Consider the following 12,780-nt stretch of genomic DNA (forward strand, 5'->3'; position numbering starts at 1 on the left):
AAAATGGCTATTTCTCATCTTTTATTGCCTTCCAGCCGTTAATATGATAAAGTTGCTTTTTGAAGCCACCATTACGCTTAACGGTGCCCTTACCGTTTTTATAATTTAAAATCAAGGTATTATATGCACCTTTTTCATAATTAAATGTTATCCCATCATCCTCAAACAATGAAGTACTCCCTTGTGTACCATAAACATTACAGGTAACATCAAACACGGTTTCCGGTGCAATAAACTCAACAGGGCGGGCCAACGGTATAATGGCCCCTTCTTTTATAAAAACAGGTATCTGATCTAAATTAAAATCAATGGTATAAGTTTGCTTCCCTGCATATTTTTTGTTGGTATTAAAATCATACCAGTTACCTTCAGGTAAATATATCTTGCGGGAGTTGGTTTCTGCCAGTAAAGGGGCGGCCAGTATGTCATTGCCTATCATATATTCATCAATGATTTTATAAACGTTCTCATCTTCAGGGTAATCAGTAACCAGCGCCCTGAAAGGTGGTATACCCTCTTGCTTATACTTAGCAAAAGCCCCATACAAATAAGGAATAAGGCTCATCCTGAAATTCAATAATTTCCGGATATGGTCCTCCCTGCTTTGAGTACTGTCCAGAAACTGATCGGCATTATTCTTTTTCCTGTCATACTGTAGCCATGGCGGATTTTTTAAGTACCAGGAGTTGAAGAGGGTTTGAGCCGAAAGTACTGCTGTTTGTGCCCGGCGGATCAATTCATTTTCGGATGAAGATTCTCTTATTTCGGGCGACCAAAGTAACCCCGAAAAGCCCGAATTACAAATAAGGCGGATATATTCGGTTTGATTATAAGTGTCGCTGTAAACAGATGCAGGGAATGCAGACGAGAAAGCGTTTAGCGAGCGGATATCAAAGAATGACCTTTGATTGTGTGCTTTGAAGATGTCATATAAAGTATGACCATATAGAACGCCGTATAACTGGTGCATTTGCTCGCCGTTGATACCCGAAGGAAACTCACTCATTTCCGGGAAACCCCAATTAATATCAGCTCTTGAATATTCTGCATTATCACACTCGTCCATTTTAAATCCCGAGATACCCGGATCCACAAATGTTTTTTCATGATAACCGGCAAATATTTTCCTCGCGTCCTTATCGGCAAAATCAGGAACCAGGCCTTTCCAAACCGGATAGTCGCCGCTTTTATTTAGCATGGATTCGTATAAAGGCGAACTTGGTGCAATATAGGCATGTTCCCAAAGATTCAATCGCAGGTTGTAGCCCTTCATACTGTCAATAAAGGCCTTAGGGTTGGGAAAGTTTTTTTTGTTCCAAACAAATGACGATGAGTAAGATTCAGTCTGCCATTTAGGTTCTAATCCAAAAACATCACATGGAATATGTTTTTCCCTAAAATAACGGGCCATTTTATAAACACCGTTATTATCAAAGTCAGATTTAACCCTGTATTTAACACCCAAACCCCATAGGGCAGGCAGAGCGCCACCACCAGAAAATAAATTGTACCGCTGTATGGCATTTTTCATACTTGGTCCTTCAAATACAAAAACATCAATACCTTTTGCTCCGGGTATATCAACAGTAACAGTAGCTGAACTTTCTTCGAGCGGAGCATATAGGCTTTCGGTAGACTCCATATTCCGCTCACTTTTCCGCTTTGCGGCTGCTGCTGCCGATTTATCCAGTTTTTGATGTACACCAATATAAAAAGTGGGATACCTGGCTGTATTTATCAATATGGCATAGCCTTTTGTTGATACATAGTAAGGCATTGGTGCATGCGAATAGCCAACATTATTAACCGGGTAAGCGTTTACCACCGGCTTTTTACGAAGCCCTTTCTGATCGAAAGAATTCATTTGAAGACCAAAGCCATAAATGTGTTCATCATTTGCAAGCGGAATTTCAACAATAATCCCGCGGTCTGTTTGTTTTATCTTTACTTCATTTAAATTAAATGGCAACGTTCCCTGCGGCAAAGCTGTTAAAGCGTTTAACAATGGTTTTTCTTCGCAAACACTATATGGGGTGAATTTATCGGTGACGCCGGCCGTTATTTTATCTACTCCGGCCGCCACTTTTTCTATTTTGTTTTGCGCTTTTAGTTCACAATTAATGAGTAATATAAACAGTGCAATTAAATTCCACTTAATTATTTGCAGATCGTTTTTCATTATATTGAGCATAGGTTTATAAGGGTATAAGGAATTAATTTCATTCTTCTGTGATAAATTTAATTGTTACAGCTGTAATTAAACATGTTCGTCTAATACAGAAGACGCAATAACTCCGTTCTTATACTCAATAAATGATAAATAAAGTTTTTATTTAATTAGCTTACTCCCCTCCTGTAATTGCCTGCAGCTTCTGCAGTTCTACATTTTCTGCAGGCTTAAAATCATTACTGCCCATATAAGTTAGCAGGCTTGATGTTAACTGCTTTGCCTCGGGCCTGCTTTGGATGTCAGCGCTAAGATCTACCGATGAAACAATGAGTTTTCCTTTTCCTACATTGCACTCAAAGATAAGCCCGAGTGAGCGTGCCGTAACCCAGTCATCTATCACCCTGACAATTGGCTTTAAACCGGGTTTGATCTTATCCAGTTCCATAGCCGACGAATGAGACATTGCATCCCACCATTGCCAGTTGCTGAACGACTGAGTGGGAAAGTTGGCAAGCGCCGGATGTTTAGGGTCACAAAGTATTCCCATAGTGGTAGGCGGCTGACTGTGGGTCCAGGCTGTGTTCCAAAATATGGTTGAAAAACCTATGGCTATATCCCCTCCCATATCTTTATTCAGGGTATGTTGTTTTAATGTCCATAACACCTTGCCTCCGTTTTTAAGCAGGGCTATAGCTTTATCATCAAGTACAGATGTCACAAGTATGTTTTCTTTCGGCTTCACGTGCTCTCTCGGATAAACAAAAATATCCCAACTGTTTGTATAATTATTTACGCTTAAGCTAACAATCATGCGTTGCGGACTGGTAATACCGGCCAGCGGTTGGTTAATATCGCCAAGAAAGATATTATTACCGTTTGGTATAATTGACTTTTTAAATGCCCCGCGATACCAAACTTTACCATCAACTGAGCTGACCGACCATTTAATCTGCGGATCTTTAATTGGCGCGGGGCCAAACTGGGCTATTTCCATTGGTACTCGCAGCGTTTCATCATTGTAATAAACCATTTTGGGGAACCTTGCCAACGGCACGACCGCATTGCAAAAGCGGCTATACTCTTTTTGGCTCACATAGCCTTTTTCATGCCAGAACGCATTTAATACGCCCACTAACGCTGTACCCTGTCCAGGAAAATCATACAAACCAAGAAGCTGAAAGCCACCAAAGCCGGGTGTGCGCAACGCAGCCTCAATATCGGCTTTATAGCACAATACCTGCAAATTTCCTGACGCATTAAGAAAATCACTGGCATAGTCGGCTAAACCATTTTCCTTAAGTTGATCTCTGAATATCTCGAAGTTTTTTGCCTTGAGAATACCTGTATATTTACTGATCTCGGAAAAATCGGGGTAAACACACCACTGCCCTATTTCATGGCTTACGGTAGGATGTTGCCATTTGGCGATCACGTTGCGCCAGTCAAAATTTGTTTTGGGGCTTTCGGCGTTGATCACGCTTTTTAAACCTGCTCCCCAAAGTTGTATTCTCGGGTCAGGTGTACTGTTATAGTTACTTTCATCAATGATCGGCCATCCTGCACCCGTTGTGTAAAGCCTCCTGTTGTCCCTCGGCTTCCAATATTTCACAAAACCTGTTAAATATTTCTTCATTTGATCGCCGGCCGGTTCGTTTCCATACAATAGCATGCAAAATGACGGATGGTTGCCGTAAGCGCTTACAATTCGGTTACTTTCGTCGTAAATAAACTGATCAATAGGTTTTCCATCGCCGATTGTCGCCCCCTGGTTGGCCCAGGAGGAGCACTCAATCTGCAGATAAAGTCCAACCTGGTCGGCCGCAGTAAAGGCTGCTTCGGGCGGGCACCAGGAGTGAAAACGAATGTGGTTCAAGCCATAAGATTTACACTTTCTAAAAATGTCCGTCCACGACTGTACGTCAGTTGGAGGGTATCCTGTGAGTGGAAACGCCGCACAATCAAGCGTGCCGCGTAAAAATGTCAATCGTCCGTTGATAGCGAACTGCGTGCCGCGGCTGGAAAATTTCCGCATCCCAAAACTAATTTCCTTTGAATCCAGCACCTTACCGTCACCTTGTAATTGTAGCTTAAGTTTGTACAGATTAGGATTGAACTCGTCCCATAAGTGTGGTTTTAGTCCCATCGGATAGGTTATGGATATACGCTGGTTAGCAGTATCAATATGAACAGTCTGGGTTTTGGAAGATAATGCGTGGCCAGCGTTGTCACTAACCGAGGCCAAAATATGTGGAAGAAGCGAGGTCCGGGCAGTATTTTTGAGTTGGATCTTTACAGTAATCTGTTTACGATCGATATCAGGAAACACCTGAACATCGGCAAAACACAATTTACTCCTCTTTTCAATGAAAATTTTACCAACCATGCCGTTCCAATTGCCCTGGGTATGATCGGTGATGCTATGTGAATTCTCGCCCGGATCAATATCACCCACCTGATTATCAATACGCACGGTCAATCTATGTTTACCCGGAGATAAAAACTGCCCTAACTCAAAAACGTCGGGTGCGGCGAGGCTGTTGGCCATGCCGGCAAACTTATCATCTACCCAAACAGAGGTTTCCCAATGACTTCTTTCTATAAACAAATTTATATCACTGCCCTTCCAGCCTGCGGGTATTTCAATTTCTTTTTGATACCAGGCCGGGCCTTTATAATATTTCACCGGCTGCAACCAGAAAGGAACTTTTATATTCCCATTTACACGGTAACGAGCATAACTGGGGTTATTATACCAACTGGAGTCGACAATACTCCCGGTCCAGGGTGTGTGCACATCAATATCATTGCCTTTAAAATTTGTAGTCATTGAACCGGGGAGCCGAATCTGATCGGAAAGTTTGCGCGCAAACCACTTATCGTTAACACCACGGTCGAGCGAATCTACCTCAAATTGCCAAATCCCTGCCAGGTCAAGCCGGTTTACGCCTGGTTTAACTGCCGTTTTTTGGGCTAACGCTCCATGCGAAATAAAACAAACAAGTAATAAAAAAAAGCTGCTGGCTTTGCGCCTGATAAAAATGGTTAGCATAAGTTATGATTAGTTAGCGGACAATATAAACATAGATGTTAAGGTGGTGTTATTGAATGGACAAATACTTCAAAATCATGGATAATCTTATCAACGCAAAAGCGATTATATTTAAATAATTGCAATTTTCATAGAAAGAACCAATGCACAGATTGTTTATTTATCGTTTTAATGGATTATATTGCCACTACTATTGGTATTTGAATTGTTTTAAAGATGCTGACACAAACTGAAAATCTTAAGAAAATCAAAGAAGGGTTTCTCGGCCAAAAGATGATCGTTTTACCACCTAACGTGAAAAAGCAGGTGGCAAAAAACAATTTAATAAAAAGGTTTTATTTAACGGCTATTGGCTACTATCCTCATGCCATATTTCATGACCGGGAGCGGAAACTGGGAAGCAATCAATACATTCTGCTTTATTGTACCGAGGGCCGGGGTAATATCTATTTGCAGGGTAAAAACATTGAGGTTGAACCAAATACTTTTTTTATTATTCCTAAAAACGTCGCTCATCATTATAAAAGCTCCCCGCAAGACCCCTGGACAATTTATTGGGTGCATTTTGTGGGTGAATATGCTGATTATTTATATAGCGCCTATATGGAGAAGAAAACGGATTTATTATCTATCCCCTATGACGAGTTAAGAATCCAAAACTTTGAAAACATTTTCAACTTATTAGATAATAGCTTTAAAATTAGAGATTTAGAAATTATCAATATTAAGTTATTGGAATTTATATCCGCTTTTATTTATCATAAAGAGATCAATCCGGTACATGAAGATGATGATGTTGTTACACACTCTATTATTTTCATGAAAAACAATATAAATATCCTCTTATCGGTAAATGACCTTGCGGCACAACAACACCTTTCGGTTTCACATTATTCACGATTATTCAGATCAAAAACCGGTTGTTCGCCGTGTCAGTATTTCAATCAGCTCAAAGTTCAAAAATCCTGTCAATACCTTTATTTCACTGATCGGAATATTAAAGAAATATGCGCTGAATTAGGGTTTGAGGATCCCTATTATTTTTCGCGCCTATTTAAAAAACTAATGGGAATTTCTCCGGCGAAATACAAAAATCAGCATAAACGGAATTAACAGGATCTTTGACTATCTCCTCTCTTTCCGTCCGTGATGATTCATTTATACCGGAACAGTAAACCAAAAGGTGCTGCCTTTCCCTTCTTCGCTTACTACACCAATTTCACCGCCGTGTTTTTTGATGATCTCGGCACTGATAAACAAACCTAAACCCAAGCCTGAATAATGTTCACGTTCGCTACTACCCTGGTAATACCTATCAAATAGCAACGGCAGTTTTTCAGGCGCTATACCGTTTCCCTGATCGATCACCGATACTTTAGCTATCGCGTTCATCTGTTCAATTTGGATAGTAATTTTCTTTGAAGACGGTGCATATTTTATAGCATTACTCAACAGATTCACAATAACACGTTCTATACGTTCCGCATCGGCATTTATTTCAAGAGCCCGCGGCCCGTTGATGATGATTTCATGTAATCGCTCAATTCGCAGTTGATTGATGCATTCCTCGATAACTTTATACAAGTTAAACGGTGTTTTTTTTAAATCTAACTGATCCTTGTAAGTTTTACTCGCATTTAGCAAGTCGTCTACAAGCAAAACAATCTTATTAATACTTCTGTTGGCCTGCAAAACGAGCCCCCTTAGCGTGCCTGATAATTCCTCTTTCATTCTATCAAGCAGTTGTAAAGAGATTTTTAAACTTGTAATTGGTGTTTTCAGTTCATGGCTGGCAATACTTATAAAATCGTCTTTATGCCGCTCTACCAATTTCTCGCTGGTAATGTCAATGATAGTTCCCAGCAGTTTTATCGGCTTTCCATCTTTACCTGCTTCCGTTTTACCCTGAAAATGCACCCACTTAACTGACCCGTCCTGGGTTACTAACCTTACCTGCTGATCCATAAAACCACCTTCAGAGAGCGAATCCACTGCCATTTTGAATTTAGGCAGGTCATCCTCCCATATATGCGGATAATAACGTTCTATAGTCCAACTCTCTTGTTGGTTTTCATATCCAAATATCTCGTCATGGCCTTCGGACCGGTAAACAGCATTTTCATTCAGATCAAATTCGCATACTGCCATTTTAGAATAGCGAAGCGCGATATTCAAACGTTTTTCGCTTTCTTCAAAATGCTTTAATCCGGTTATATCGTCAAGAACGGTAAAACCATAGGTCTGACCCATATCTTCAAATAAAACAGTTGTGACATTGACCCATACAAGTGTTCTGTCTTTCCTGTGAAGACAAGCCTGAAGTTTAAAAAAAGGCACCTTACCTGCCCAAAGCGCTTCTTGTAACTCGTGCCAATGGGCTTTATATTCGGCGCAGGCATGGTCCATTATTTGGGTACCTTCAATTTCTTCAGCGGTATAACCTAACATACTTGCCAAAGCGTCGTTAACTTTCAGAATGGTAAGATCCGAGGAAATAATTTTACTTGCAGTACTGGTAAGTCTGAATATTGTATTAAACTTCTCATTACATTCCAGGAATCGTTGTTCAAAATCTTGTTGACCAATTTCTCGTGGCATATCGATTAGCTTGATGATTAAAGGCTTAACACGCTTTAAGCAAAAAGTGTTTGCAAGATTTGTATGGGAAACAAGTATCCTGTTTTAAATTAAATGCCGAAAGTTTATGACGGGTTGCCAGGAGCAAACCATCACAAACTTATTGTTTGCTCAACTTTAATACATTTGCTTTATTATCAAATTTAACGTTAACAAGGTAAACCGCCTTTTCGAGATGCTGAACATTTAATTCAACTTTATTTGATCCTCTTTTTGTATACCCTTTTTGAATTAATAGTGGTTTTCCCATCATATTGGTAATAGCCACCTGGTATGCAAATCCACCATCAGATTCAAAGGTCACGGAAGCTATATTGGATGTAGGGTTAGGATACATTGAGATCGTGGCAGTCGACGCCACAGGTTGATTAACGGTTACATTTTTCATCCGCACTTTTGAAGCGCCACATGCATTTGATCCAAACACGCCTATCAGTCCGCTACTGACACCCCATTTCACCGTTATTGCGCTGGTGCCATATCCGGATTGAATGAGAGCATCGGGCGGCAGTGTCCATGTATAAGTCGCTCCTGAAAAAGGATTGGAAACCTTATATTTTACAATCGAATTTGCATTTACAACTGTAGGACCCGATATTAAGGCCGGTTGCCACGGAATATCCGTTACCTTAAATAGAGTACTGACATAAATTTTGTTCTCTGTTGTTATAGCCTGAACGACATAAATTCCAGGTGTTGCATTGGGCAGATCTCCATTAGCCGAAGATTCTACTGTAACGAATTTTCTGACACGGGCATCAAATAAATCTGAGACATATACGGAGGAGCCCTTGTCTACAAAAAGCCCAAACGATGTATTTATTCTATTTAAGGCTGTATCGGTAGACATTGCATAGCCACCCGCAACAACAACGCCATATGTAGCTCCCACAGACCATCTTTGAACCCGTGTACCATCAAGAACATAAACGTTACCAGCTGAATCCACACTAATTTCCCGCGGATTGTCAAGTTGGCTGGGCGTCAATCCTTTCCCATTACCTCCGGCTACTGTGATACCACTTGCTGCACCAAGTGCCCATTTTTGCACTCTATAGTTATATGAGTCAGATACATAAACATTTCCTGCATAATCAATTCCAACGCCGGTAGGTTCATACAACTGATTTGCTGCTGTTCCTTTGCCATTATCACCGGCCACAGTAATACCTGCGGCTGCGCCGGGAGCCCATTTTTGTACCCGATTGTTCCATCTGTCTGCAATGTACAGGTTGCCCAACCTGTCTATGCAAACTGATAGCGGCCCGTTTAGCTGATTAGCAGCGCTGCCAGTGCCGTTTCCACCGGCAACTATTATTCCGCTGGTTGCATTCGGAGCCCATTTAATTACGCTGTTGGTCAAGTAATCTACTATATAAACGTTTGATTTCTCGTCAGCCACTACATCCACCGGAGCAAAAAACTGATTTAAACCAGTACCTTTTCCGTTACCACCCGCCACAGTTATTCCAGCAGTGGCGCCTTCGTTCCATTTTTGAACGCGATAATTAGTACCATCCACTATATACATTGCATTGTGATCATCGATAAAGATACCTTGCGGCTGATTAAGCTGGTTAGGGGCTGAACCGGCTCCATTTCCACCAGCTACAATGATACCCTGTGTATTCCATTGACCCCTCGCTTGTATAAATACTGTATCCTTAAACCAATCATATTCCTTTACCGTGCCTAAAGATACGCCTGCGTGTAATGTTGTAACGGCACATGAATCTCCGTAAATGAACGCAATTCCTTTAATTGCACTTATGTTTTTAGTTTGGGGCTTGGAAATACCGCAACCGTTTGATGCTGTTACCGATAGTTTTCCACTTGTAACACCCCATTTTACGGTCATCGAAGTTTTCCCCTGTCCTGATATTATAACAGCATCTGAAGGTACGGTCCATGTATAAATAGCTCCTGCAGCCGGATTGGTTACGTTAAAGCCGGAAATGGTGTTTACTTCAATACTCGCAAGCCCGTTTATAACAGGGACAGGAGGTATTGCGTTCACTTTAAATGAAGAACTCGTTATTACTGTTCCAACTGCAGGAGTTGCCTGCACATTATAGACACCAGCTTTTACATTTAACAGTTCACCATCTGTGGTAGTTGCAGTTTTAAACCGAACAACACGTGCATAAGTAAGGTCGCAAATAAACGCTGTGGCGTGGGGGTCAACGTACAGTCCCCAGGCGGTTGGTATTTTGTCAAGTTCGGCAACGCTGGCAGGGTAACCATATCCCCCTGCTATAGTAACGCCATAAGTTGCTTTGGGTACCCACCTTTGAACCCGACCAACATCCATAATACAAACAGTACCTACAGAATCTACACTTATATCACTTGGAAAATTTAACTGGCTGGCATTTATTCCCTGGCCATTACCACCAGCAACAGTGATACCTGTTTTAGCGTTTGGCGCCCATTTTTGAACCCTATAATTGTAAGGGTCAGATACATATATGTTCCCGGCATTATCCACACCTACCCCGTATGGCTCACGAAGTTGATTGGCACCCGCGCCTCTGCCGTTACCCCCGGCCACTATGACCCCTGTTTTTGCGCTGGGAGCCCACTTCACCACGCGATCATTCCACCGGTCGGCGATGTAAAGATTACCTGATTTATCCATACAAATGGATTGCGGCCCATTAAGTTGATTTGCCTGTGCACCCGCTCCGTTGCCCCCGGCCACTATAATTCCACTTGTTGCACCTGGCGCCCATTTTACCACGCGGTTGGTCAAATAATCGGATACATACACATTTTTATTATTATCGACAAACACATCCACCGGGGCATAAAACTCGTTTAAACCTGTACCCTTGTTTGTTCCACCAGCTACAGTAACGCCGCTTTGGGCTCCGGGAGCCCACTTTTGAACTCTGAGATTGTCAACTATATAAATATTGTTGTCCTTGTCTACAAATACTCCATGCGGATCATAAAGCTGGTTGGCTGCGGAGCCAGCACCATTGCCACCGGCCACAACCGTGCCATAACGCTGCCATGCCCCCCGTGCCTGTAAAAGAACTGTATCTTTAAACCATCTAAATTGTTTGACCATGCCGCTACTAAGGATTGCTTTTAAGCTTTTCCCCTCACAAGTATCGCCGGTAATAGTTAAGGTACGTTGTTGCGCATTGACTGATGGTATTACCATTGCCAAAATGCATAGGATAGCAAACAAATGGCTATGTTTCATTGCAGGTTATAGGTTAAAAATTGGGCGGAGGATGTATATCAAATATAAATATTTTGATAATATTTCCCAATTAAAATTATTGACTTTCAACAACTTGAGTCAACCCTATACAAATGAAATTTCCCACGATGCTTACATCCGTTAAACTTTATTTAGACGGAACAAACCTGATATCTTGAGTATGCTCGCCGATTAACATATTAGCCATATCACCTGTTTTATAATAACTGGGTTTCCCGGGCATATCATCAGTGATCACTTTTCCATTTATTTGAAGATTTTCAAAAACCACGTTTTTAATGGTCCTGGTTTCATCGTAACCGAGTATAACTGACGGATTTGCCCGGCCACCGTTATAAAAAATATTTTTAAAATAAACATTGTTAATGCCCCTACCGGCAGAAGTATTATATTTCCCGTTAAACATCACGCGTATGTTTATCAGTTGACCTTCTCTGATATCATCAACCCTGACATCTTCAAACTGCAGCTTATTTAATAAATTGCTATCCCCGGCGTTTAGAGCCAGGCAGCCCTGATAGTCAATCTGATGCTCATGCTGATCTAAGACATCTATATTTTTGAATTTCATGTTGGCAAGTGTATCCGGATGCTGGGTATCTCCATGAGTTCCGATGAGTATGGGATGAGCAATATCCGCCCAAAGTATCGCATTGGACACCGAGATATTACTGCAATTGCCATAATAAGCCCACCGATGGCCATAAATGGCAATACAATCATCTGAATTACGCATAAAAATATTGTTGATCGCGACATTTGTACTGCAGAAAACATCAATACCGTCGGCATTACCTTCATAACTGAAAGATTTTAAATCATTGATGCTTAGGCCGGCCGATTGACCGATAAGTACACTGTATTTATGAGGCAGCACAATCAGCCCGTTAATTTCAACATTTTTTGAAAACTCAACCGTTAACTGATCGTTACGGGAGGAATTTGAGGGAATTGATGCGGTTTTATCAGCATAATTTGGCAAAGGCAGTTGGGTTAATATCCCATGCCCTAAAACACGAACGTTCTCAGCGTTACTGATCAACAATCTCCCTTGTACAATAGCTCCACCTGCAATGTATATCGTTTTGTTAGAAGGCACCTTCAAAAACCCAACCTGATGGATGCCTGGCCCATAATAAATAACGTTACTGTCAGACACTGCTGGCTTGTAAGTTTCCAAAGCGTTGGCAAACAATTGCAGATTGTTAAAGATATCGCCGTTAACTTCTATCGATAGATTCCTTGGCCGGTTTAACGAAAATATTAGGGTATTCCCCCTTACTTTTGGATTAATGCCAAATGCTAAAGGACGTATCCGCGTGCTTTTAATTGCACCTTTATTATAAGTAACCGATACCTCAACCGTCCCTGAAAAATCAAAATAAGAAAAAGACGTTGCATGAAACGTACTTTTTGTATTTACAACGTTAGCCACAGTAGCAAGATAGGTGGGCAATGATTGCCATTGATGCCCCCCCTGCCTAACCTTTACAGTAAAAAAGCTATTATTTAAAGAACTTCCTTTTGGCGCCTTATAGGCAATTAGCTGGGCTTGTGCATAATGGTATAGGTTTAAAAATAAAAAGATAAACAGGACAATTTTTTTTTGCATTTGATATTTAGATAAGTAGTACAATAATTTAAATAACCGGCAATATGGGTCCCCAATTCAGGAAACTATTGAACAAACGA

The 12,780-nt window shown here is 41.1% G+C and carries 6 protein-coding genes; 1 reads left to right on the forward strand and 5 read right to left on the reverse strand.

Annotation, left to right across the window (positions count from 1 at the left end; translation table 11 throughout):
* Nucleotides 1-7 precede the first annotated feature (7 nt).
* Together J2W55_RS19080 and J2W55_RS19085 are read right to left on the reverse strand one after the other, a co-directional pair.
* Nucleotides 8-2,179 carry a glycoside hydrolase family 31 protein gene (locus J2W55_RS19080; protein ID WP_310099429.1) on the reverse strand — a complete coding sequence of 724 codons (2,172 nt, stop codon included), beginning with the start codon at nt 2,177-2,179 and terminating at the stop codon, nt 8-10.
* 163 nt (nt 2,180-2,342) lie between these two features.
* Nucleotides 2,343-5,219 carry a DUF8487 domain-containing protein gene (locus J2W55_RS19085; protein WP_310099431.1) on the reverse strand — a complete coding sequence of 959 codons (2,877 nt, stop codon included), beginning with the start codon at nt 5,217-5,219 and terminating at the stop codon, nt 2,343-2,345.
* 216 nt (nt 5,220-5,435) lie between these two features.
* Here J2W55_RS19085 and J2W55_RS19090 point away from each other — a divergent pair, with 216 nt between their 5' ends.
* A complete protein-coding gene (locus J2W55_RS19090; RefSeq protein WP_310099434.1) occupies nt 5,436-6,332 on the forward strand; it encodes an AraC family transcriptional regulator in 897 nt (298 codons plus the stop codon).
* 45 nt (nt 6,333-6,377) lie between these two features.
* On the opposite strand, the gene J2W55_RS19095 is transcribed toward J2W55_RS19090, so the two are convergent.
* From J2W55_RS19095 to J2W55_RS19105, 3 genes are all read right to left on the reverse strand, one after another.
* Nucleotides 6,378-7,817 carry a sensor histidine kinase gene (locus J2W55_RS19095; RefSeq protein ID WP_310099437.1) on the reverse strand — a complete coding sequence of 480 codons (1,440 nt, stop codon included), beginning with the start codon at nt 7,815-7,817 and terminating at the stop codon, nt 6,378-6,380.
* A 139-nt stretch (nt 7,818-7,956) separates the two neighbouring features.
* Nucleotides 7,957-11,067 (reverse strand): PKD-like domain-containing protein, encoded by a 3,111-nt coding sequence (locus tag J2W55_RS19100; protein WP_310099440.1) that lies wholly within the window; start codon nt 11,065-11,067, stop codon nt 7,957-7,959.
* 148 nt (nt 11,068-11,215) lie between these two features.
* Complete coding sequence (locus J2W55_RS19105) at nt 11,216-12,700, reverse strand: glycosyl hydrolase family 28 protein (RefSeq protein ID WP_310099443.1); 1,485 nt, start codon at nt 12,698-12,700, stop codon at nt 11,216-11,218.
* Nucleotides 12,701-12,780 lie beyond the last annotated feature (80 nt).

Source organism: Mucilaginibacter pocheonensis, from assembly GCF_031456535.1.
In the GTDB taxonomy this organism is placed as follows: domain Bacteria; phylum Bacteroidota; class Bacteroidia; order Sphingobacteriales; family Sphingobacteriaceae; genus Mucilaginibacter; species Mucilaginibacter pocheonensis.

Excerpts from the sequence above, each read along its gene's own strand:
- J2W55_RS19105 (WP_310099443.1), bottom strand. The coding sequence starts at position 12,700 with ATGCAAAAAAAAATTGTCCTGTTTATCTTTTTATTTTTAAACCTATAC.
- J2W55_RS19090 (WP_310099434.1), top strand. The coding sequence starts at position 5,436 with ATGCTGACACAAACTGAAAATCTTAAGAAAATCAAAGAAGGGTTTCTC.
- J2W55_RS19100 (WP_310099440.1), bottom strand. The coding sequence starts at position 11,067 with ATGAAACATAGCCATTTGTTTGCTATCCTATGCATTTTGGCAATGGTA.
- J2W55_RS19095 (WP_310099437.1), bottom strand. The coding sequence starts at position 7,817 with ATGCCACGAGAAATTGGTCAACAAGATTTTGAACAACGATTCCTGGAA.
- J2W55_RS19080 (WP_310099429.1), bottom strand. The coding sequence starts at position 2,179 with ATGAAAAACGATCTGCAAATAATTAAGTGGAATTTAATTGCACTGTTT.
- J2W55_RS19085 (WP_310099431.1), bottom strand. The coding sequence starts at position 5,219 with ATGCTAACCATTTTTATCAGGCGCAAAGCCAGCAGCTTTTTTTTATTA.